We start from the raw sequence: 22,851 nt of genomic DNA, 5'->3' as shown, positions 1-22,851 counted from the left end.
CCACCCAATCACATCGAGGGGCCTTAGCTCAGTTGGTAGAGCACCGCCTTTGCAAGGCGGGTGTCAGGGGTTCGATTCCCCTAGGCTCCACATTGTGATGAGTCGCGTCATAGGTGACAGATGAGTCGCGTCATGGGTTACAGATTCCCCGGCCATCGGCCGGGGTTTTTGTTTTGGTTGCGCCAGTAGTTTCGTTCGGGGTTGATGTGGTGGGTGCTGAGGACGTGGTGGCTGGTTTTGCTGACGACGGTGACGGTGTGGGTGGTGACCAGGATCAGGGCGGGGGTGTGGGCGTGGGTGCGGCCGACGCCGAGGTGGTGGAGGCGGCTGCCGTGGCGCAGGGTGAGTTTGCCGAATTGGTCGATGGTGTCGTGGCGGATGCGGAATTGTGGGTGGGGTTGGCCGGTGGGGGTGGCTTTGGGTCGGGCGAGGTAGGCCTGTTCGGGGGTGAGCCGGCCGGGGTGAGCGCGGTGGGCTCGCGCGGTGTTGTAGATGGTTCGGAAGGTATCGAGTAGCTGTTGCAGGTCGGCCAGTGTGGCGGGTCGGGGTCGGGCGGCGAGCCAGCGTTTGAGGGTTTGGTGGAAGCGCTCGATTTTGCCTTGGGTTTGGGGGTGGCCGGGGTGGCCGTTTTTTTGGGTGATGCCCAGGCTGGCCAGCAGGCGTTCGAAGTCGTTGTGGCCGTGGGTGAATCGCGAGGTGTAGACCGATCCGTTGTCGGTCAGGGTGGCTGTGGGCAGGCCAAAGTGGGATGCGGTGGCGGTGAAGGTGGCCACGACGTCCCCACCGCCGACGCGGCGGTGGGCGATGCACGACAGCAGGTAGCGGGAGTGGTCGTCGAGCCAGTTGAGGATCTCGACGTCGGTGCCATCGGCCAGTGTCCAGTGGGTGAAGTCCGATTGCCAGCATTGTTTGGGTTGCTCGGCGTGGAAGCGGTGATAGGAGCTCTTGGGCCGTTTGCGTGGCTGTGGGGTGATCAGGCCGTGGTGGCCCAGGATGCGCCGGATCGTCGAGGTGGAGGGCACCGTCAGGCCCTGGCGGGCTAAATGGTCTTGCAGGGTCAGCGGGCCGGCGTCGAGGCCGTCAGCGACGAGTTGTTTGCGGGTCAGTACGACGGCGGCGATTACCTCATCACTGACAGCGCGGGGGTTGCTGGCGGGGCGTCGTGAGCGGGGATCGACGGCCTCAAGACCGTCGTGGTGGTAGCGCTTGAGGAGCCGGTAGATGTGTTGCCGGGACAACCCGTAAGCACGGGCTGCGTCGGTCACTGAGAGATGACCGCTGGTGACTTCGAGGACGACCACACGCGCTTTGGACATCCACCATGACTGTCACCTATGACGCGACTCATCGAGCATCGACACAGGTGTCACCCATGACCCGACTCATCTGTCACCTATGTCGTGAACTCACACACCCTAGGCTCCACATATCAGGGGCGCGGCTGCACGTCGACGCTGGGCGGGCGTGACTGCGGCTCCTGGGGCTTTGCCCGCACCGAGCGCCGCACAACGCTGAATGCGATGGCGCCACCGGCGAGGACTACAACGGCCGCCCCGGCCAACACCAACGGACGCCGGGTGCGGCGCTGGGCCCGCCGCGCATCCTGCAGAGCCTGGGGCAGGTTCGAAACAACCTCCTGCGCGGCCGCCAGTTCCTGCGCGACGGTTTGTTGGGCAGCGGCGAGTTCCTTGGCCAGACGCCCCTCTTGGTATTTGCGACGAATCTGCGCTGCGGTCGCCTGCGCCGACTGAGCACCCAGGCCGACGACTCCACGCGCAACGTCCACCGGCCCCAGCGTCGAGTAGGTAAGCCCGCGAGCGAGCCGCTCGCGCGGGGTCAGCCGGGATTCCGCCTTCGCGCTCATCTGCCGCCTTTCTCTGCACCGCCGAGGAAGCCTGCCGTCGGACTGGCTCACGGGTATCCGAACAGACTGCCAGCATAGGGATGCCAGCGGAACTGCTGTGCGCGCGCCACCTTTTCGGTCGGGGCTCGCGGCTCGGGGTGACACCGGGTGCGGGCCTCTCCACGCGGAGTGGCAGACTCTCATGCCGTGACCAACAGCCCCATTCAGACCGCCACCGCCACGCTGCACACCAACCGCGGCGACATCAAAGTCGCTCTGTTCGGAAACCATGCCCCCAAGACCGTCGCCAACTTCGTCGGCCTGGCGCAGGGCACCAAGGAGTACTCGACCCAGAACGCATCGGGTGGCTCCTCGGGTCCGTTCTACGATGGCGCGGTCTTTCACCGGGTGATCCAGGGCTTCATGATCCAGGGCGGCGACCCGACCGGAACGGGTCGCGGCGGCCCGGGCTACAAGTTCGCCGACGAGTTCCACCCCGAACTGCAATTCGACAAGCCGTACCTGCTGGCCATGGCGAACGCGGGCCCCGGCACCAATGGCTCCCAGTTCTTCATCACGGTCGGCAAGACTCCGCACCTGAACCGCCGGCACACCATCTTCGGCGAAGTGACGGACCCGGAGTCGCAGCGGGTTGTCGAGGCGATCTCGACGACATCCACGGACAGCAACGACCGCCCCACCGAGCCCGTCGTCATCGAGTCGATCACGATCTCCTAAGCCCGGCGCGGTCCCGTCAACGCGGGTTTCGGCCCGCGTAGCCGGCGGCCGTCAGCGCGTCGAGCACCTCCAGCGGGTCGGTCCCCAGATCCCATCGGGAGAAGAGCACCAGGCCGCCGTCGGCCGTTTCGACCTCGAGCAACCTCACCTGGCGTCCGTAGCGGCGGAATTGGGTGATGCGGATGATCATGATGTCGGGCGGCCGTAATAGCTGCGTCCTGAACCATCCCCGGAGCACCAAGCCGTCGGCGGTAATTGCCAGCTTGGGCCGCGCGCGCCACGTTGCGCCCGCAAACAAGATCAGACCCGTTGCGGCAATCCCGGTCAGAATGCGCCCGGGCACATCTGTGACCACGGTCACAGAGGCGATAGCCATCAGAATGCCGGCGGCGCCACAACCAGCAATTCCTCTGAGGCCGGGCTCCCATTGTGTTTGCTGCATGCGCCGCTCAAGCCCTCCCACCACGGTTGATGCAGTTATCCACAGACGCTATCAACAGTGGGGATAAATCACACGCGTGTGATTGGGTGGTCGCAGCGTTGCTGGCGCAGTAACGGGACAACCCAAAAATAAATTCATTCCGTAGCGGGCGTCGCTCAGTGCCAGCGCATCGTCAGCAACAAACCGGTGATCATGAAAGCGAACGCGATGGCGTAGTTCCACGGCCCCAGTTGCGCCATCCAGTTGAGCGCGGTCGGCGCCTGGCTTCCGACGGCCGCCAGCTGGAACACCATCAGCCAGACCAGTCCGATCAACATGAGACCGACGAACAACGCCACGAACCACACGCTTGACGGTCCGACCTTGACCTTCACCGGCGTACGGCTGACCGCGCTGACGGTGAAGTCATTCTTCTTGCGGACCTTGGACTTGGGCATGATTACCTCAACAACACGGTGAGCGGGACGGGGTGCAACGATAACGACCGCAGCTGCACGCACAGCTTGGCTACGAGACTAACTCACCCGGCACGCCGACCAGGAAATTGGAGAGCAGATGAGCGACCGAGGCCGGTCACCTTGGCGCTTCGGCGTCCCGGTGGTGTGCCTGCTGGCCGGATTGCTGCTCGCCGCCACGCACGGGGTGTCCGGGGGCGCCGAGATCCGCCGCAGCGACGCCCCCCGGCTGGTCGATCTGGTCCGAGAGGCCCAGGCGTCGGTGAATCATCTCAACGCCCAACGCGACGAGCTGTCCGGCAAGATCGACGTCGCGCACGGACGGTCCTCGGATCTCGCCCTGGCGGCGATGCTGCGACGCTCCGCCGAGCTGGCCGCCGAGGCGGGCATGAATCCGGTGCACGGCCCGGGGTTGACGGTCACCCTGGAGGACGCGCCGCGCGATGCCAATGGCCGTTTCCCGCGGGATGCGTCGCCCGACGACCTGGTGGTGCACCAGCAGGACATCGAGGCGGTGCTCAACGCCTTGTGGAGTGCCGGCGCGGAGGCGATCCAGATCAAAGACCAGCGCATCATCGCCACCTCGGTGCCCCGCTGCGTGGGCAATACGCTCTTGCTCAACGGCCGGACCTACAGCCCGCCCTACACGATCACCGCGATCGGCAACGCGGCCGCCATGCAGGCCGCGCTGGCCGCCGCTCCCCTGGTCACGCTGTACCGCCAATATGTGGTCCGATTCGGGCTCGGTTATCGCGAAGAGGTCAAGCCGGACGTCCAGATCGTCGGCCACACCGAGCCGGATCGGCTGCATTTCGCGCAGCCCATGGGAACCATCGGCTACTGATTTCCACCGGACGGTAACCTGGCACGGTGCGGATTCTCGTCGTCGACAACTACGACAGCTTCGTGTTCAACCTGGTGCAGTACCTCGGCCAGCTGGGCGTCGAGGCCGAGGTGTGGCGCAACGACGACGCCAGACTCTCCGACGAGGCCGCCATCGCCCAGCGGTTCGATGGCGTGTTGCTCAGCCCGGGCCCGGGTACCCCGGAACGCGCGGGTGCGTCCATCGGACTGGTGAGCGCCTGCGCCGCCGAGCGCACCCCGCTACTCGGAGTCTGCCTCGGCCATCAAGCCATCGGCGTCGCCTTCGGTGCCACCGTGGACCGCGCCCCCGAACTGCTGCACGGCAAGACCAGCAGCGTCTTTCACACCAATATCGGTGTCCTACAAGGACTTCCGGATCCCTTCACGGCAACCCGCTACCACTCGCTGACCATACTTCCCGAGTCGCTTCCGCCGGCGCTGGAGGTAACGGCCCGCACCCGCGGCGGCGTCATCATGGGTGTGCGGCACCGCGAGTTGCCGATTCACGGGGTCCAGTTTCATCCGGAGTCGATCCTGACCGAGGGCGGGCATCGGATGCTGGCGAACTGGCTGGCCTACTGCGGATGGGCGCGCGATGACACGCTGGTGCGGCGGCTGGAGAACGAGGTCCGGGCGGCGGTGCAGCCCTATCTCCCGGCCGATCCGCCGGCTACTGGCCGAACTTCAGCGTGATGATCCCGTCTCGGTTGCAACCGGTGCCGGCCGGCGGGTTCTGATACACCACCCGGTGCGACTGGGAGCCGCCCGCGTCCACGTCGGGGCCCTTGTCCAATACCCCGGTCCAGCCCAGCGCCCGTAACCGCGGCTCGGCGTCCGTCCAGAACATGCCGCTCAGGTCGGGCATCACGAACTGGTTGCCCTTGGACACCTGCAACTCGATGACCGAATCCACCGGGACCATCTGCCCCTTGGGCGGATTCGTGCCGATCACCTCCCCGGCGGGTCGCGTGCTGTCCACCTGCGCCTGGGTGATCTTGGTGAAGCCGTAGACGGTGAGGTTCTTCTGTGCGACGTCGACCGTCTGGCCGGCGACGTCGGGGACCTGCTTGGTCTCGGGACCGGAGCCGACGATGACGGTGATCACGTTGGTGATCGCGGACGTCTGGTTGGCCGGCGGGTTGGTGCCGATCACCTTGCCCAGCAACTCCGGACTCGACGGCGAGTTGGCCTGTTTGAATTTGCTGAACCCCGCCGCTTTGAGCTTGCTGACCGCGTCGGAGTAGCTCAGCGAGGAGACATCGGGCACCTCCCGCTGCTCGGGACCCGTCGACACGTTGATCGTAATTTCGTCACCCGCGCTCACCGATGCGTTCGCGCCGGGATCGGTGCTGATGACGTGGTCGGGTGGGATCGCTGAATCGGGCTTTTGCAAGGTACGCGTCTTGAAGCCGCGATTCTGCAGCGCCGCAATTGCATCGGCGGACACCTGGCCGCGCATGTCGGGCACCTGGACATCGCGGGTGGTGCCGCCGAAGGTGTTGAAGGCGATGACGACAACGATCGTCAGCACCGCCAGGGCGGCGACCGCGACGATCCAGCGGCCGACCGACCCGCCGTCGCCCTCGTCGATGCGACGGAGGGGTTGCCGGGGCAGCGGATCGGCGCGGGGTCCGGGTTGGTTTGCGCCGGAGGCGATCAGGCCGCTGCGGTCGGCGTCGGTGAGTACCTTTGGCGCCTCGGGCGGTTCGCCGTTGTGTACACGCACCAAATCGGCGCGCATCTCGGCCGCGGTCTGGTAGCGGTTGTCCGGGTTCTTGGCCAACGCCTTGAGCACGACGGCGTCGAGGTCGGCAGAGATGCCCTCGTGCCGCTGCGACGGCGGAATCGGATCCTCGCGCACGTGCTGGTAGGCGACCGCGACGGGCGAGTCTCCGGTGAAAGGCGGTTCCCCCGTGAGGATTTCGTAGAGCACGCAACCCAGCGAGTAGACGTCGGACCGTGCGTCCACGGTGTCGCCGCGGGCCTGCTCGGGCGAGAGGTACTGGGCCGTCCCGATCACGGCCGCGGTCTGGGTGACACTGTTGCCGCTGTCGGCGATCGCCCGGGCGATGCCGAAGTCCATCACCTTGACCGCGTTGGTGTTGCTGATCATGATGTTGGCCGGCTTGACGTCGCGGTGGATGATGCCGTTCTGGTGACTGAAGTTCAGGGCCTGGCACGCGTCGGCGATGATCTCGATTGCCCGCCGCGGGGGCAGTGGGCCGTCGGTGTGCACGATGTCGCGCAGCGTGACGCCGTCGACGTACTCCATGACGATGTAGGGCAGCGGGCCCGTCGGGGTCTCCGCCTCACCGGTGTCGTACACCGCGACGATCGACGGGTGGTTGAGCGCGGCGGCGTTTTGGGCCTCGCGGCGGAACCGGAGATAGAAGCTGGGATCGCGGGCCAGGTCGGCGCGCAGGACTTTGACCGCTACGTCGCGGTGTAACCGGACGTCGCGCGCCAGGTGAACCTCGGACATGCCCCCGAAGCCGAGGATTTCGCCCAGTTCATAGCGGTCAGAGAGGTGTTGAGGGGTGGTCATCGTGGTATCTCGTGTCGGGCCGGTGACGTCAGTGGTTCACCCCACCCGTCTTCGGCCGGCCCTCGTTGCAGTCCAGAATTCCTTATCGTCCCGCGATCCGTCCAGTTCAGCCGCAGCGCGGGGCCGGGCGCCGAACCGGTCGGGGTGTTGGTCGCCGGCGGCGCCGGCGGTGTCCCGGTGTCGGTGACCGTCGGGGGCGGCGGCTGTTGCTGGGTATCGGCCCGGGAATTGATGACGATGAGCACCGCGATGATGATCGCCAGCGCCCCGAGCACTCCGGCGGCCCACAACAGCGCGCGCTGGCCCGACGAGAAGGTGCGCCGGGCCGGGGGCGGGCGATGACCTCCGGTGGAGGGCCGGGATCGGCGTGGCGGGGCGGTTCGGGCAGGCGACACCGCGGCGGCCCTGGTCGTCGGACTCGACGGGATGGCGGCCGGCGATGCGCGGCCGGCAGGTGGTGTAGCGCTAGGCCGCGGCGGGCGCCGGCCAGCGCGCACCGCGGCCACGGCGTCGGCGAACGGCCCGCCGCTGCGGTAACGCATCGCCGGGTTCTTGACCAGCGTGATCTCGATGAGTTCGCGCACGTTGGGCGGCAGCTCCGCCGGCAGCGGCGGCGGGGGCTCCTTGATGTGCTTCATCGCCACCGTCAGCGCACCGTCACCGGTGAAGGGCCGCTTGCCCGATACGACTTCATAGCCAACGACTCCCAGCGAGTAGACGTCGCTGGCGGGGGTGGCGTCGTGGCCCAGAGCCTGTTCGGGGGCGATGTATTGGGCGGTTCCCATCACCATCCCCGTCTGCGTGACGGGCGCGGCGTCGACGGCCTTGGCGATACCGAAGTCGGTGATCTTGACCTGGCCCGTCGGCGTGATCAGGATGTTGCCGGGCTTGACGTCGCGGTGCACCAAGCCCGCCGCGTGTGCGACCTGCAGCGCCCGGCCGGTCTGCTCGAGCATGTCCAGCGCGTGCCGCAACGACAGCCGGCCCGTGCGCTTGAGCACCGAGTTCAGTGGCTCACCGTTGACCAGTTCCATCACCAGGTAGGCGGTGCGGCCCTCCCCGTCCAGCTGGCTTTCGCCGTAGTCGTGGACCTGGGCGATGCCGGGATGGTTGAGCATCGCGGTGGTGCGCGCTTCGGCGCGGAACCGCTCAATGAACTCCGGATCCTGGGAAAACTCCTGTTTAAGCACCTTGACGGCGACGCGCCGGCCCAGCCGGCTGTCCACCGCCTCCCACACTTGGCCCATGCCGCCGGTGGCGATCAGGCGCTGCAGGCGATATCTGCCAGACAGCGTCACACCAACTCGCGGGCTCATGGTCCTCCCTGTAGCGCGGCTTGGATCACAGCCCGTCCGATCGGCGCGGCGAGTGCACCTCCCGTCGCGGACAGGCGGTCGCCGCCATTCTCCACCAACACTGCCACGGCGACTCTCGGCGTCTGCGCGGGCGCGAAGGCGATGTACCACGCGTGCGGCGGCGTATTACGCGGATCGGTGCCATGCTCTGCGGTACCAGTCTTCGATGCAATCTGCACGCCGGGAATGGCCCCTTTCTGCTGTGCAACCTTCTCGGCACCGACCATCAGCTCTGTTAGCTTAGCGGCGACCTGGGGCGACACCGCGCGGCGCTGCTGATAGGGAGCAGTGGTGCTGATGTTGGCCAGATCGGGGCCCTTGAGGCTGTCGATCAGGTAGGGCTGCATCTGTACCCCGCCATTGGCGATCGTCGCGGCGATTTCGGCGTTCTCCAGCGGCGTCAGCGCGACGTCCTTCTGGCCGATGCTGGACATGCCCAGCGCGGCGGCGTCCGGGATGATCCCGACGGTTGATTCGGCGACCTGCAGCGGGATGACGCCCGGGGTGATGTCCAGGCCGAACGCGTGCGCCATGCTGCGCAGGGCGTCGGAGCCGGTATGCATGCCGAGCTGGACGAAGGCGGTGTTGCAGGAGAGTGCGAACGCCTGCTTGAGCGACACCGTAGCGTCGCTGCCACAGGGCTGGCCGCCATAGTTCTCCAACGTCGCGGTGCTGTCGGGCAGCGCAATCGAGGGCGCCGCGGTCAACTGCTCGGCGTCGGTGGCGCCGGCCTGCAGCGCCGCCGCGGTGGTGACCACCTTGAACGTGGAACCGGGCGGGTAGGTCTCCGCGATGGCGCGGTTGGTCAGCGGATTGTCGGGGTCGTCGCGAAGCCGCTGCCATGCCTGCGCCTGCACCTCGGGATCGTGCGACGAAAGCAGATTGGGGTCATAGGACGGCGACGACACCATGGCCAGGATCTTGCCGGTCGACGGCTCGAGGGCGACGACGGCGCCCTTGCACGGTGGGCCGCCACACCCCTGCTGCATCGCGTCCCAGCCTGCCTGCTGTACGCGCGGCCGGATGGTGGTGTCGACGTTGCCGCCGCGGGGATCGCGGCCGGTGAAGAAGTCGGCCAGGCGGCGGCCGAACAGCCGCTCGTCGGATCCGTTCAGCAGCGGGTCCTCGGCGCGTTCCAACCCGGTGCTCGAATAACGCAGGGAGTAGAAGCCGGTGATCGGCGCGTACACGGCCGGGGTGGGGTACACGCGCAGAAAACGGAAGCGGCTGTCGGTTGCCACCGAGTAGGCCAGCAGTTGGCCGCCGGCGACGATCTGGCCGCGTTGACGCGAATACTCATCCAGCAGCACGCGCTGGTTGCGCGGGTCGGCCCGCAGCGAATCGGCGGCGAACACCTGCGTCATCGTTGCGTTGAGCAGCAACAGCACGATCAACGCCATGACGGTGATCGAGATGCGGCGCAGAGAGGTGTTCATACCTTTTCGATCACCTCGGTGTTGGCAGCCGCGATCGGCGCATCCTTGCGCTCACGGCCCCGCAACGGATGCCGGGCGCTGTTGGAGATCCGAGCGAGGATGGCCAGCAGCACGTAGTTCGCCAGCAGCGACGATCCGCCGTAGGACATCCACGGTGTGGTCAAACCGGTCAGCGGAATCAGCTGCGTCACGCCGCCCACGACGATGAACAATTGGATGGCCAAGGTGGAGGCCAGCCCGGCGGCCAGCAGCTTGCCGAAGCTGTCCCGGGTGGCGATAGCGGTGCGCATGCCGCGGACGATGACGATGGTGTAGAGCATCAAGATGCTGGCGAGCCCGACGAGGCCGAGCTCCTCGCCAAACGCGGCGATGATGAAGTCCGTCGACGCGGCCGGCACGGTATCGGGTTGGCCGTTGCCCAGCCCGGTGCCGAAGATACCGCCGGTGGCAAAACTGAACAGCGACTGCACGATCTGGTAACCGCTGCCGTCGGGATCGGAGAACGGGTCCCACCACATTTGCACGCGGACGCGGACGTGCGCGAAGACGAAATACGCGATGACGCTGCCGGCCGCGAACAGCACGAGGCCGATCACCACCCAGCTGAACCGTTGTGTCGCAAGGTAAACCACCACCAAGAACGACGCATAGAGCAACAGCGAGGTACCAAGGTCCTTCTCGAACGCCATCACGCCCACCGAGATCACCCACGCGGCCAGCAGCGGCGCGAGGTCGCGCGGGCGCGGCAGGGTCAGGCCCATGAAATGCTTACCGACGCTGGTGAACAGGCCCCGCTTGGCGATCAACACGGCGGAAAAGAAGATGAGTAGCAAGATCTTCGAGAATTCAGCGGGCTGAATTGAGAAGCCGGGGAAGCGAATCCAGATCTTCGCGCCATTCTGTTCGGACAGCGACGCCGGGAGCAGCGCCGGAATCACCAACAGCACCAGGCCGGTTATTCCGCAGATATAGCCATACCGCGCGAGCTGCCGGTGGTCTTTCAGAAACGTGACCACGAGCGCGAACGTGACCACCCCGACCAGCGTCCACAGCATCTGCTGGTCGGCGCTGGGGTGCGGACGGCCGCTGAGCTGATTGTTCACCAGGTCGAGCCGGTGGATCATCACCAGCCCAAGTCCGTTGAGCAGAGCCACAATTGGCAACAGCAGTGGATCGGTATAAGGAGCGAACCGTCTGATAGCCAGGTGCGCTGACCCGAACACGAGCAGAAATATCAACCCGTAACTGATGACGTTCCAGCGCGGTACGCGGTCCTGGTTTGCCTCGACGATCAACAACGCGGCTACGGTGATCGCTGCGGCGAAGCACAGCAGCAGCAGCTCGGCGTTGCGACGGGTGGGCAGCGGAGGCGTGACTGCGACGGGCGGCTGCAGTTGTGTTGTCATGCCACCGTCCGGCAATCAATGCCAGGTTGAAGTGGAGGCGCTGGAAGCGCGGTGACCGTCTGCGATGTCGTCGCGGGGCTCGCCGGCGACGAGGGCGGGGGGCCGCCTGTGGCACTGGTAGGAGCGGGGGTGCTGGAGCCGGGAGGAGCGCTGGTTGGTGGCGTGGTCGGTGCTGGCGATGTCGCGACACTGGACTCGGGGGTGCCGCTCCCGGGGGCCGGCTGCCCCGGCGGCGATGTGGCTCGCGGGGACGGGCAGGTCGGCAGCAGGTACTCGGCGAGCAACTGTCTTAGCTGTGACTCGGCCTGGTCCAGGCTGCCGCCCGGCAGTCCGGTCTGGACCTGGACCTGCCCGGGACGGCGTAAGTCCCGCAACGTCATCAGCTGACAATTCGAATGACCGGATTGCCCATAGCTGATCAGGGAGAGTTCGTTGCGAGCGGTCAGGCAGCCCACCAGATACGGCTGCTGCAGGGGCACGCCCAACAAAGAACCTTGGATTCCGCGGACGATCGAAACTCTGCCGTCGTACTCGGCGACGTAATAGTTGCGCTGAATCACCCACCAGCCAATGGCCAAGCCCGACAGCACGAACAACACCGCCAGCGTCACCACAAAGAACATCCGCCGCCGGGGCCATCGCGGCCGGCTCGGCGGTTCAGGTTGTGGCGCAACGCGTTTGGCGGCCTCTTCGCGCGGCCTGATCGCCGAGGCGCGGCCCGCGGAGGTGTTGGGCAACGTCATCTGGTCGTCGTCCCCGGAAACCGCGCCGGCCAGAATCGGCTGGGTTTGGCCGTAGTCGTAGTCGACGACGTCGGCCACCACCACCGTCACGTTGTCCGGCCCACCGCCGCGTAGCGCCAGCTCGATGAGGCGGTATGCGGCTTCGGCTACGTCGGGGATCTGCAGCGCCTCGAGGATGGTCTCGTCGCTGACCGGGTCGCTGAGCCCGTCCGAGCAGAGCAGGTAGCGGTCACCGGCGCGCGCCTCGCGCATGGTCAACGTGGGCTCGACCTCGTGACCGGTCAGCGCGCGCATGATCAGTGACCGCTGCGGGTGGCTGTGCGCCTCTTCCCGGGTGATCCGACCTTCGTCAACCAGCGTTTGGACGAACGTGTCGTCCTTGGTGATCTGCGTCAGTTCACCGTCGCGCAGCAGATAGCCACGCGAGTCGCCGATGTGCACCAACCCAATTCGGTCGCCCGCGAACAGGATCGCGGTGAGCGTGGTGCCCATTCCCTCGAGCTCGGGCTCGGCCTCCACCTGCGCCGCGATAGCCGCGTTGCCGGAGCGCACCGCGGCGTCGAGCTTGGCCAGCAGGTCACCACCGGGCTCGTCGTCATCCAGGTGGGCCAGTGCGGCGATCACCAGCTGCGAGGCCACCTCGCCGGCGGCGTGGCCGCCCATGCCGTCGGCCAGGGCGAGGAGCCGCGCCCCGGCGTATACGGAATCTTCGTTGTTGGAGCGCACCAGGCCGCGGTCGCTGCGCGCGGCATATCGCAGGACCAGGGTCACGGGCGCAACTCGATCGCCGTTTTGCCGATCCGAATCGGCGTCCCTATCGGAACTCGTACCGCAGTCGTCACCTTTGCCCTGTCAAGGTAAGTGCCGTTGGTCGATCCTAGATCCTCGACGTACCATTCCGAACCGCGCTGCGAGAGGCGGGCGTGCCGCGTCGAGGCATAGTCGTCGGTCAGCACCAGCGTCGAGTCGTCAGCCCTTCCGATCAACACCGGCTGCCCGCTGAGTGTGATGCGTGCCCCCGCCAACGCACCCTCGGTAACCACAAGGTAGCGCGCGGCGTGCCGACGTTGCCGCGAGGGCAGCAGGGTGCTGCGCAGCGCCAAGCCGCGGTGCACCATGACAGCACCCGTCGGCGCGTAGATATCCGTCCGCAAAATCCGCAAGACGGACCAGATGAATACCCATAACAACATTAAAAATCCGGCGCGCGTCAGCTGCAGTACGAGTCCCTGCATCTGGCGTCCTTTCCGTCCTGGCCCCGAAATCCAGCGTCCCCCTGGCGCCCGTGACCCCGAGCACATCGGCAACGTCACGATACTTGGACGGCGGTCGACGCGGGGCGAAGCACGGCAGCGTTGAGCCCAGCGGGTTTAGTGGATCCGGACGATGATCTCCGAATGACCCAGGCGGATCACGTCGCCGTCCGCCAACTGCCACTCCTGCACCGGTGCGTTGTTGACGGTGGTCCCGTTGGTGGAGTTCAGGTCCGATAGGAGCGCCACCTGCCCGTCCCACCGGATCTCGAGGTGGCGTCGTGATACGCCGGTGTCGGGCAATCGGAATTGCGCGTCTTGTCCACGGCCGACGATATTGGAACCCTCGCGCAGCTGGTAAGTGCGGCCACTGCCGTCGTCGAGCTGCAGGGTGACCGTCGTTCCGGCCGCGCCGTAACCGCCCGCGCCGTAACCGCCATAGCCACCCGCCTGCTGGCCGTAGTCCGCCGGCTGCCCGTAGTCAGCGGGCTGCCCATACTCGCTGGGCTGTGCGTACTCGGCCTGCTGGCCATAGTCGTAGTCGCGATGCGCGGTCTCGGGATATCCGCCGGCCTGACCGGGGTATCCCCCGGCCGGCACGTTCTCGGCGTATTGGGTGTAGTCGCCGGGCCCGTAATCCTGTCGGCCGTAGCCGCCGCCCTGTTGGTAGCCCTGCTCGTACCCGCCCTGCTCGTAGCCGCCGCCTTGCTCGTATCCGGCACCCTGCTCCGGATACGCCGCCCGTTGCTCGGGCGGGGCGTAGCCCTCGTCCTGGCGGGCCGGCCCGCGGCCGTAGTCGCCGTAGCCGCCGTAGCCCTGCTGGCCTCCACCGGGCGGGGGGGCGTAGCCGCCGCCCGGACGGTAACCCTGCTCGTAGCCCTGGCCGCCGTACCCGGCGGGCGCGGGAGGGCGCTGCTCGTATTGCGGCGGGGGGCCGCCCTGGGCTTGGTCCGGGTAGCCGCCGGGGCCCTGGTAGCCGCGCTGGTCGGGGTAGCCGCCGGGGCTCTGGTAGCCGCGCTGGTCGGGGTAGCCGCCGGGGCCCTGGTAGCCGCCCTGCTCCGGGTAGCCGCCCTGTTCGGGGTGGCGTGGCGGCGGGTAGCCCTGCTGCGGCGGATAGCCGCCCTGCTCGGGCGGGTACCCGGCGCGTGGGTCGGGTCCGCCCTGTGGCTGGTCGCTGGCGCGCGCGTCGTCTTGCGGGCGCGCATAGCGCTCGTCGTAGTACTCGTCGCCAGGCCGCCCAGGCCCCGGAGGGCGGTAGCTCGAATCGTCAGTCATTGGTGCTACTCCTCGTTCTGCGCCGAACGCACTATTTGATTGTGGCCGGACGGGATCGTGGACCGTCGGGCGGGGCTGCACATCGGGGTTGACAGCACCGCGGGCGCGGTACTGCCCGGTACGCAAATCCGACGACTGCTCGAACCGGACGACCACATCACCATACGTTTGCCACCCCTGCTCATGGATGTAGTCGACCAAGTACCTAGCGAAAGCGCCCGACGTGAGATCAGGGTCGGCGCCCACCTTCTCGAAGTCGTGCCTACCGAGGGTAATGATGTATTCGTTGGGGGCCAAAAGCCGATTGCCGGGCAGTTTGTGGACGCCGTCGCGGGCTTCGCGGCGCAGGAGCGCCTCGACCTCCTGCGGAACGATCGAGCCGCCGAAGACGCGGGCGAACGCGTTGTCGACGGTGGCCTCGAGCTTGCGCTCGATCCGAGCGGCCAACCCCCGTTGGCTACTCATGCTCTGCCGTTCGCATGCACTTGCCGCGGCATTGCGCTGGCGCGCGGCAAACGATTCGGCCCGTCTCCCTCACCCCAGCATGTTATCGGTACAGCGCGACGGCGCGGCACCGTCGAAACTCTGAGAACTTCGTCGGTCCTGCTCAGAGGCGTTGTCCCCCAGCGTCCACGCCGTCCGCGCCCGACCAGGCGGGTTGGGGGATGCGGCTATTAGAGTGGTATGGTCCATCGGTTGTTTTTCCGGGCGAGTGGCGGAATGGCAGACGCGCTGGCTTCAGGTGCCAGTGTCCTTCGGGACGTGGGGGTTCAAGTCCCCCTTCGCCCACAGGTGTGATGAGTCGCGTCATAGGTGACAGATGAGTCGCGTCATGGGTTACAGATTCCCCGGCCATCGGCCGGGGTTTTTGTTTTGGTTGCGCCAGTAGTTTCCTTCGGGGTTGATGTGGTGGGTGCTGAGGACGTGGTGGCTGGTTTTGCTGACGACGGTGACGGTGTGGGTGGTGACCAGGATCAGGGCGGGGGTGTGGGCGTGGGTGCGGCCGACGCCGAGGTGGTGGAGGCGGCTGCCGTGGCGCAGGGTGAGTTTGCCGAATTGGTCGATGGTGTCGTGGCGGATGCGGAATTGTGGGTGGGGTTGGCCGGTGGGGGTGGCTTTGGGTCGGGCGAGGTAGGCCTGTTCGGGGGTGAGCCGGCCGGGGTGAGCGCGGTGGGCTCGCGCGGTGTTGTAGATGGTTCGGAAGGTATCGAGTAGCTGTTGCAGGTCGGCCAGTGTGGCGGGTCGGGGTCGGGCGGCGAGCCAGCGTTTGAGGGTTTGGTGGAAGCGCTCGATTTTGCCTTGGGTTTGGGGGTGGCCGGGGTGGCCGTTTTTTTGGGTGATGCCCAGGCTGGCCTGCAGGCGTTCGAAGTCGTTGTGGCCGTGGGTGAATCGCGAGGTGTAGACCGATCCGTTGTCGGTCAGGGTGGCTGTGGGCAGGCCAAAGTGGGATGCGGTGGCGGTGAAGGTGGCCACGACGTCTCTACCGCCGACGCGGCGGTGGGCGATGCACGACAGCAGGTAGCGGGAGTGGTCGTCGAGCCAGTTGAGGATCTCGATGTCGGTGCCATCGGCCAGGGTCCAGTGGGTGAAGTCCGATTGCCAGCATTGGTTGGGTTGCTCGGCTTGGAAGCGGTGATAGGAGCTCTTGGGCCGTTTGCGTGGCTGTGGGGTGATCAGGCCGTGGTGGCCCAGGATGCGCCGGATCGTCGAGGTGGAGGGCACCGTCAGGCCCTGGCGGGCTAAATGGTCTTGCAGGGTCAGCGGGCCGGCGTCGAGGCCGTCAGCGGCGAGTTGTTTGCGGGTCAGTACGACTGCGGCGATTACCTCATCACTGACAGCGCGGGGGTTGCTGGCGGGGCGTCGTGAGCGGGGATCGACGGCCTCAAGACCGTCGTGGTGGTAGCGCTTGAGGAGCCGGTAGATGTGTTGCCGGGACAACCCGTAAGCACGGGCTGCGTCGGTCACTGAGAGATGACCGCTGGTGACTTCGAGGACGACCACACGCGCTTTGGACATCCACCATGACTGTCACCTATGTCGCGACTCATCGAGCATCGACACAGGTGTAACCCATGACCCGACTCATCTGTCACCTATGTCGTGAACTCACACACCCCTTCGCCCACACTGAGCGGACCGGGGTCAAGTCCAGTGAGGTGGTGTACGACGTCGTCGTGTGATTCTTCGGGGTGATGGTTTAGGCGGTCAGTGCTGCGGGGGTGTCCTCCTGTTCTGTTGGTGGGGTGTGGTTGTCGCGGGATTTGCTGAGGACGTCGAGGCCGAGGTAGCGCCGAGATCCGGCCCATTCGTCGTGCTGTTCGGCCAGTACGGCGCCGACGAAGCGTATCAGGGCGTCGCGGTCGGGGAAGATCCCGACGACGTCGGTGCGCCGACGGATCTCTTTGTTGAGCCGTTCTTGGGGGTTGTTGGACCAGATCTGGCGCCAGATCTGCTTGGGAAATGCGGTGAACGCCAGCAGGTCCGCGCGGGCGTTCTCCAGGTGGTCGGCGACTTTGGGTAGCTTGTCCGATAGGGCATCGATGATGCGATCGTATTGGGCGGCAACGGAATCTGCGTCAGGCTGGTCGTAAACCGAGTGCAGCAGGGTGCGTACCCACGGCCAGGACGACTTCGGGGTGAGGGCCATCAGGTTGGCCGCGTAGCGCGTTCTGCAGCGCTGCCAGGACGGCCCGGGCAGGGTCGCCCCGATGGCTGCCAGCAGCCCGGCGTGGGCATCGGAGGTGACCAGCCGGACACCAGACAGACCGCGGGCGGTCAGCGACCGCAGGAACGTCAACCAGCCCGCGCCGTCCTCGGCGGTGGTGGCGTCGATGCCCAGGATTCGCGGTAGCCCTCGGCGTTGACACCGACCGCGATCAACGCGTGCACGTTGACCACCCGACCGGCCTCGCGGACCTTGAGGACCAGGGCGTCGGCGGCCATGAACGTGTACGGGCCGGCATCGAGCGGGCGGGTCCGGAAGGCTTCGACCGCGGCGTCGAGTTCCTTGGCGATCACCGATACCTGCGACTTCGACAATGACGTGATGCCCAGCGTCTCGACGAGCTTGTCCATTCGCCGTGTCGACACCCCGAGCAGATAGCAGGTGGCCACGACCGTGGTCAGTGCTCGCTCGGCGCGTTTGCGGCGTTCCAGCAGCCAGTCCGGGAAATACGAGCCGTGCCGCAGCTTGGGAATCGCCAGATCCAATGAACCTGCGCGAGTGTCGAATTGGCGATGGCGATAGCCATTGCGTTGGTTAGTGCGTTCGGCATTGCGTTGGCCATATCGCGCGCCGCACTGCGCGTCGGCGCCTGCGCCCATCAGCGTGTGGATAAACGTCGCCAGCAGTTCGCGCAGGACATCGGGGTGGGTGGCAGTGAGTCGTTGAGTCAACAGCTGCGGCCAGTCGATATCGTGGGCAGTGGTCATCGCGTTGATTCCTTTGCTCGAGTGACTTTGGACGGTCCCTCGAAGAATCACGCGATGACCTTCATTCATTCGGCTACGACACGCCGGGCATCCTGATCAGGCCCGACTCGTACAACACTCTGCTGGACGCAACCGCGGTTCGACGAACTGCAGCACGAAAAGTCGCGAACTCGAAAGAGGTCGTGACCTTTATGTTTGGGGATGACACGGACCACAGGTGCGACTTCAGTCCCTGCGGGGATTTTGTCGCGTGGATCCCCATAGTCATTGAAGCGTACTTACCACCATCCGTGGGGGTCGGTCCAGGTTGAAGGAGTTGAAGGAGTGTCGGCGAAGCTCATCACCCCAGTCACGCGCCGCAGAATCTTCGACACGATCACCCTGTCGAAGGTGCTGTGGGAGGGGAGGTTGGATGAGCCCGACTTTTTGGCGCGCATATACGACTTGGATTCGATGCCAAGCACCGATCGGAGGTACAAGTCAGCGTTCGGTGACATCCGGCAGCATCGCGTGAACAACCCTGAAGACTGGCCAGACGACTGGGTGTTTACCGACAGCCGCTTCGGGTTGCAGGACGGCGATGACGAACTCGTTCTGCGATTCCTCGCTGAAATGCTGCACCCCTTGGTGAGACCCGATGAGGAGGTCGGCAGACTTCTCAACCTTTCAATGAGGTCCTCGCGAGAGACGGTTACGAGCTCTACCCAGCTGACTGGATCAGCGGCCATGCCGTCTACGGATGGCGTCGTCGCGACTCTTTTCACGGCGCAAGCCCGGACCTTCGGCTCCGCGAACGTGAACTCCTGACCGACCCGGGGGTGCTGGAAGAGCATCTCGTACGCATATGTGACAGTCTCAGCTCAGATCCTTGTCGCGGCGATCTCGTCGTCGAAAAATCTGGTCGAGAGCTTGTTCAGGATCATTCTCGACCACTCTGGTGTGGCGTACGGACAGCGAGAAGATATTTCTCAGCTCTATCGGTACGTCGCCGATCTGCTTGAGCTGAAGGCAGATTCTGTTTCCCGGAGTGCTAAGGGAAGTGAGTCCGCGCAACAGATATTGCGCACGCTCGTCACCACTGTCCAGTCCTTGGCCGAACTGCGCAACGAGCTTGGAATTGGCCATGGGCAGTCGAAACGCAGCGTGGCGCTGACGAGGCACGCTCGATTGGCACTGAACGCAACTGTCGCCGTCACGGAGTTTGTGCTCGACACGTGGCAGGCACGCGTCGCCGCTGGACGGCTCTAACCGGGGTGTTTAGAGTTCTCATCGCCGGAAGTCGACGTATTAGCGTCAGATGCCGCCAACCACAACTCATTTGATTCGGGTGGTTGGCAGTAGGTTCTGAGGGGAAGGGAGGCCGCTAGTCGTGTCTGTTGAAACACTGTTGAAGGTTGGTACATCAATAGCTACGGTTTGCGGCAAGTCACTAATCGCCGGGAGGCGGTCGGCCTCCGAGCGGAAGATGACGCTTGTCGAGCTCGCCGGCGCCAGACACTTGGGGGTGTTGCCCCAGCGAAGTCTCAACCGACAACTCGAACAACTTGCAGAAACAGTTGCCCAGCGACTTCACCAACGACTGGACCCAGAACTGCAACGCATCCCGGCGAACGAACAAGAAGCGGCGATATTATTCGTCAGCCGCACTATCGAGGAAGCGCACTTTGACGACGGCATGCTTCTTGATAACAATCTGAGCGCAGAGGCTCTCTATCGGGTTGCGTATACGCATTCGCGACACCTCCAGCAGCAATACCTGTTAAGCGAACCTGCTACTCAGCTTTTTGAACTTATGCTACGAGAGGCAATTGAGCACTTAACTGAGGTAATAATTACGTTACCCAGCTTCCAAGGCCGCGGCATTAAAGAGATTCTGAGCCGAAACAACGAAGTGATCGACCTGCTCAATGAAGTGCTTACTCGCATGCCAAAACGGGGCGATACTCTAGGCGCCAGGAACAACGAAGACAATGAATTCGAATTGAAGTATCTTCGCGAACTGGCTCGAAAACTCGATAAGGTAGAGATCTTCGGGGTCACTAACGCGGGTCCCAGTCGTCGATACTCTCTTGACGCCGCCTACATCGGACTCTCAGTCTCGGCGCCGGCTGCGCCAGGAACACACCGCGACGCGCTTACTGAGACTCTCAGTGCCGACCTTGTGGTCTCGAAAGCCCGTCGCATATATCTGCGGGGAGAAGCTGGCTCCGGCAAGACTACTCTCGTGCGGTGGCTGGCCCTAATGTGTGCACAGCGAAGGCATTCCGAGCCGTTAAGAGCCTGGAACCGTGCTGTACCGTTCATCGTTGAGCTTCGAAGGTTTGCGGATATAGGATTGCCTGCCGTATCGGCGTTCGTCGAGTACGCATCGCAACCTCTAGCGGAACTTGCGCCCGATAAGTGGGCCCAAACGTTGCTCTCGCACGGACGCGGTGTCGTACTGCTCGATGGCGTAGACGAATTCTCTCAGAATCGGCGCCAAGAGCTACACGAATGGATCGCGGACCTGACGAGTGCTTACCCGGACGCAACGTTTATCGTTACTTCAAGGCCATCGGCAAGCGATGCTAACTGGCTCGAAGAATTCGAATTTGTCACCGCAGCGCTACTACCCATGACCCGGCCATACGTGGAACTGTTCATCAGTCGATGGCACGAAGCTATCGCCCTTGATGGGACGCATGATGCAGGTCAAATTGATGAGTATCGTCGATCGCTTCTGGCGACCTTCAAAAAGAGCCGTGCGCTTAGACAGCTCGCCGAAAACCCACTTCTCTGTGCACTCCTGTGCGCGTTGAATTGGAACAGACGCAAGCAGTTGCCTACCCGTCGGCTCGAAATTTATCGCACCGCCTTGGAGATGCTTCTCGATCGAAGAGATGCCGAGCGAAACATCCCAAGTAGCTCTGCCATTTCTCTCAGATTCGACGACAAAGTCGCGATCCTTAGCGATCTTGCCTACTGGTTCACCGTCAACGAATTGAGCGATGCGGAAAGGGGACGCGTCCTAGACAAGGTGCAGCGATCGGTCGACCATATGCCACATGTGAGCGAGTCGGCTGACGCGATCCTCACTTTTCTACTGGAGCGTTCCGGCATGCTCAGGGAGCCCGTCAATCAACGAGTCGACTTCATCCATAAAACATTTCAAGAATACCTGGCTGCCTCACGGATAGTTCAAGAGGGGTCGATCGAGCTACTTATCAATAACGCTGAGCGCGATGCTTACTCGGAAATCATCGTCATGGCATCCGGGTTCGCGCGGCAACGAGAAGCCGAGGTGCTCTTAACGTCGATATTGGACGCGGCGGATCAGGCGGAACGGCCGAAGGCGGCGAAGCTGAACTTTCTTGCGGCATCGTGCACCGAAGTCGTGACACGGATTGATCCAGAGCTTCGCCAACGGATTCTCGCAAGAATGGAAACGCTAATTCCGCCCGCGGACCAGGCTACAGCACGGATACTAGCGTCCGTCGGCGAAGAGATCGTCACGATGCTGCCGATCGAAAGCGGCAAGCTCACTGAAGCAGAGGCTGCGGCAACATTGTCTACAGCCGGGTTGATAGGTGGTGACGACGCGCTGTCGCTTATTGAAGCTTATCGCGACGACCGAAGGGCGAGAGTTCACCGTTCACGGATGGAAGCCTGGAGCCATTTCGATCCCGTACAATATGCGCAGCGCTGCTTTGGCGAGACGGGTCCTTGGCCTCTGAGTATTCGAGATCCCCAGGTCATATCTGGCTTAAAGCATATCAAGAGCGTATCTGAGGTAGCTATCCAGTTCAGCGGAGAGATCGACGCGGACGTCTTTGCACAGGTCGAAGACAGCAGTGTTATCAAAAGAATAGGGCTAAACGATAATCAGAAGATTTCATCGTTGGAGTTTATTCGGCGATTCGACGCGTTAACGAGTCTCTCGTTGAAGGGATGCTACCAGATCGATAAATACGATCACCTAGCGTCGTTGACGAACCTGAGTTCCCTTCAACTCCAAGGCTGCGGAGGCATAGTCGACCGAAAGTCATTAGTTGCTCTATCCGGCCTACATTCGCTGTCTCTTGATGTAGACATCGCCGGTTCTATGCGTCGTTTAGTTGATGAGTTTCCGAAAATGACCACACTCCAACTGTCGGGTCCAATGGCCTTGAACGAAACGGCTGAACTAGGCGAGGCGCAACAGTTACGGAAGTTAATACTGCGCGGTTGCAACAGCATCCGCGAGCTTACCGGCCTCGGAAGTTTCGGGCTTCGACAACTAGAAATCGAACTCGAAAATTTGAGCACACTAGTGGGCATCAGCGAGGCGACGACCCTGCGCTCGTTATCGATCGTAGGTTCAAGACACATCTCAGACTTTTCTTTTCTGGCGGGATTGCCGAATTTGGAGTATCTGAGCCTAGAGGACTGTGGTATCGAGGATGTTGGCGTGCTGTTGCCGTGCAGAAAGCTCAAACGGGTGGCGCTAGTACAATGCGATGTTATCTCTGATCTGGAGATTCTCCTGGATCTGCCCAAATTGCGTCAATTTGACTTCCATGCGGGTGACAGCATCAGTGCCATGGCATTCCAGATGGTGGCGGATAGGTTAAAAGAGCGCAATATTGCGTCGGTCACTTCGTTGCAGGCAGGTGCGTCGCCGCAGGGGCCCAGTGAAAACGACGATTGGAACGAGTCTGAAGTCGTCGTTGACGAGGACCCACTCGAACAGTACATGCGACACCCGGAACAATATGAGACTTGGCGCTGATCAGGAGTCGCAACCGACAGGCTTCAGCAATGGCGTAAGACAACGGGGCATGGACGAAGGTGGAACAGTCTCGATGGCGCAGTCAGTTGATCTGCTCCGCCGCCCAGCAACGTCGGACGCCCCGCGCGAGCGTCTGATCAGTTCGCGATGCCCAGGTCGTTTACTTCCAAGGCCCGCTCAGCCAGGACACTCAGCCGGGGGTGGTTAAGGAGAGCATCGCTGACTTTCTCTGTCGGAACTCCGAAATTCCTTCAAGGCGGCAAGGTAAGTCAGTAGGTGAACTGACTCGGGAACAACTTGAAGTTGGAAGTTGTCGT

The 22,851-nt window shown here is 64.0% G+C and carries 18 protein-coding genes, 2 tRNA genes and 1 pseudogene; 8 read left to right on the top strand and 13 right to left on the bottom strand.

The annotated features are described in order from the left end of the window. Positions 1-17 precede the first annotated feature (17 nt). A tRNA-Ala gene (locus A5695_RS19495) sits at positions 18-90 on the top strand. A 47-nt stretch (positions 91-137) separates the two neighbouring features. Here the strand turns inward: A5695_RS19495 and A5695_RS19490 are convergent. Next, positions 138-1,316 carry an IS481 family transposase gene (locus A5695_RS19490; RefSeq protein WP_068085772.1) on the bottom strand — a complete coding sequence of 393 codons (1,179 nt, stop codon included), beginning with the start codon at positions 1,314-1,316 and terminating at the stop codon, positions 138-140. Between the two features lie 113 nt (positions 1,317-1,429). Further along, a complete protein-coding gene (gene cwsA / locus A5695_RS19485) occupies positions 1,430-1,864 on the bottom strand; it encodes a cell wall synthesis protein CwsA (protein ID WP_068085770.1) in 435 nt (144 codons plus the stop codon). Between the two features lie 168 nt (positions 1,865-2,032). On the opposite strand from cwsA, the gene A5695_RS19480 reads away from it, so the two are divergent. Continuing rightward, positions 2,033-2,581: a peptidylprolyl isomerase gene (locus tag A5695_RS19480; protein ID WP_068085767.1), complete on the top strand. Its 549-nt coding sequence runs from the start codon at positions 2,033-2,035 to the stop codon at positions 2,579-2,581. 16 nt (positions 2,582-2,597) lie between these two features. Here A5695_RS19480 and A5695_RS19475 read toward each other — a convergent pair whose 3' ends face one another. Together A5695_RS19475 and crgA are read right to left on the bottom strand one after the other, a co-directional pair. Further along, the gene (locus tag A5695_RS19475; protein ID WP_068085764.1) at positions 2,598-3,023 is read right to left on the bottom strand and encodes a PH domain-containing protein; all 426 of its coding nucleotides are present in this window, start codon (positions 3,021-3,023) and stop codon (positions 2,598-2,600) included. A gap of 155 nt (positions 3,024-3,178) precedes the next feature. Further along, complete coding sequence (gene crgA / locus A5695_RS19470; protein WP_025738162.1) at positions 3,179-3,460, bottom strand: cell division protein CrgA; 282 nt, start codon at positions 3,458-3,460, stop codon at positions 3,179-3,181. A 118-nt stretch (positions 3,461-3,578) separates the two neighbouring features. Between crgA and A5695_RS19465 the strand changes: the two genes are divergently transcribed. Together A5695_RS19465 and A5695_RS19460 are read left to right on the top strand one after the other, a co-directional pair. Beyond that, a complete protein-coding gene (locus A5695_RS19465; protein WP_068085762.1) occupies positions 3,579-4,322 on the top strand; it encodes a DUF881 domain-containing protein in 744 nt (247 codons plus the stop codon). Between the two features lie 26 nt (positions 4,323-4,348). Then, the gene (locus A5695_RS19460; protein WP_068085760.1) at positions 4,349-5,035 is read left to right on the top strand and encodes an aminodeoxychorismate/anthranilate synthase component II; all 687 of its coding nucleotides are present in this window, start codon (positions 4,349-4,351) and stop codon (positions 5,033-5,035) included. Here A5695_RS19460 and pknB read toward each other — a convergent pair. From pknB to A5695_RS19425, 7 genes are all read right to left on the bottom strand, one after another. Beyond that, positions 5,013-6,887 (bottom strand): Stk1 family PASTA domain-containing Ser/Thr kinase, encoded by a 1,875-nt coding sequence (gene pknB / locus A5695_RS19455; RefSeq protein WP_068085755.1) that lies wholly within the window; start codon positions 6,885-6,887, stop codon positions 5,013-5,015. The two genes, A5695_RS19460 and pknB, sit on opposite strands and share 23 nt — an antisense overlap. Continuing rightward, on the bottom strand, positions 6,884-8,203 hold the full coding sequence (locus A5695_RS19450) for a serine/threonine-protein kinase (RefSeq protein ID WP_068085751.1): 1,320 nt from the start codon (positions 8,201-8,203) through the stop codon (positions 6,884-6,886). The genes pknB and A5695_RS19450 overlap by 4 nt, the downstream gene beginning before the upstream one ends. Then, positions 8,200-9,678: a D,D-transpeptidase PbpA gene (pbpA, locus tag A5695_RS19445; protein WP_068085747.1), complete on the bottom strand. Its 1,479-nt coding sequence runs from the start codon at positions 9,676-9,678 to the stop codon at positions 8,200-8,202. The genes A5695_RS19450 and pbpA overlap by 4 nt, the downstream gene beginning before the upstream one ends. After that, complete coding sequence (locus A5695_RS19440) at positions 9,675-11,084, bottom strand: FtsW/RodA/SpoVE family cell cycle protein (RefSeq protein WP_068085744.1); 1,410 nt, start codon at positions 11,082-11,084, stop codon at positions 9,675-9,677. The genes pbpA and A5695_RS19440 overlap by 4 nt, the downstream gene beginning before the upstream one ends. Further along, entirely contained in the window at positions 11,081-12,598 is a 1,518-nt protein-coding gene (locus tag A5695_RS19435) for a PP2C family serine/threonine-protein phosphatase (protein WP_068085741.1), read from the bottom strand. Before A5695_RS19435 ends, A5695_RS19440 begins: the two co-directional genes overlap by 4 nt. Then, positions 12,595-13,062: an FHA domain-containing protein gene (locus A5695_RS19430; protein WP_068085737.1), complete on the bottom strand. Its 468-nt coding sequence runs from the start codon at positions 13,060-13,062 to the stop codon at positions 12,595-12,597. The genes A5695_RS19435 and A5695_RS19430 overlap by 4 nt, the downstream gene beginning before the upstream one ends. A gap of 135 nt (positions 13,063-13,197) precedes the next feature. Next, positions 13,198-14,820 carry a DUF3662 and FHA domain-containing protein gene (locus tag A5695_RS19425; RefSeq protein ID WP_068085735.1) on the bottom strand — a complete coding sequence of 541 codons (1,623 nt, stop codon included), beginning with the start codon at positions 14,818-14,820 and terminating at the stop codon, positions 13,198-13,200. A gap of 241 nt (positions 14,821-15,061) precedes the next feature. Between A5695_RS19425 and A5695_RS19420 the strand changes: the two genes are divergently transcribed. Continuing rightward, a tRNA-Leu gene (locus A5695_RS19420) sits at positions 15,062-15,144 on the top strand. Positions 15,145-15,192: 48 nt separating this feature from the next. Here A5695_RS19420 and A5695_RS19415 read toward each other — a convergent pair. Both A5695_RS19415 and A5695_RS19410 read right to left on the bottom strand, forming a co-directional pair. Then, complete coding sequence (locus A5695_RS19415; RefSeq protein WP_068085732.1) at positions 15,193-16,371, bottom strand: IS481 family transposase; 1,179 nt, start codon at positions 16,369-16,371, stop codon at positions 15,193-15,195. Between the two features lie 181 nt (positions 16,372-16,552). Then, positions 16,553-17,787 (bottom strand): annotated as a pseudogene (locus A5695_RS19410) (IS256 family transposase). 324 nt (positions 17,788-18,111) lie between these two features. Between A5695_RS19410 and A5695_RS27825 the strand changes: the two are divergent. From A5695_RS27825 to A5695_RS27815, 3 genes are all read left to right on the top strand, one after another. Further along, positions 18,112-18,594: a hypothetical protein gene (locus A5695_RS27825; RefSeq protein ID WP_082946189.1), complete on the top strand. Its 483-nt coding sequence runs from the start codon at positions 18,112-18,114 to the stop codon at positions 18,592-18,594. 39 nt (positions 18,595-18,633) lie between these two features. After that, positions 18,634-19,035 (top strand): abortive infection family protein, encoded by a 402-nt coding sequence (locus A5695_RS27820; RefSeq protein WP_197515555.1) that lies wholly within the window; start codon positions 18,634-18,636, stop codon positions 19,033-19,035. 217 nt (positions 19,036-19,252) lie between these two features. Then, positions 19,253-22,534, top strand: a complete 3,282-nt coding sequence (locus tag A5695_RS27815; protein ID WP_082946187.1) for an NACHT domain-containing protein — start codon at positions 19,253-19,255, stop codon at positions 22,532-22,534. The last annotated feature ends 317 nt before the right edge of the window (positions 22,535-22,851 follow it).

Source organism: Mycobacterium sp. E1747 (assembly GCF_001667775.1).
GTDB lineage: Bacteria > Actinomycetota > Actinomycetes > Mycobacteriales > Mycobacteriaceae > Mycobacterium.
The sequence above is the reverse complement of the archived record's forward strand: the minus strand, read 5'-3'. Positions and strand labels throughout refer to the sequence as shown.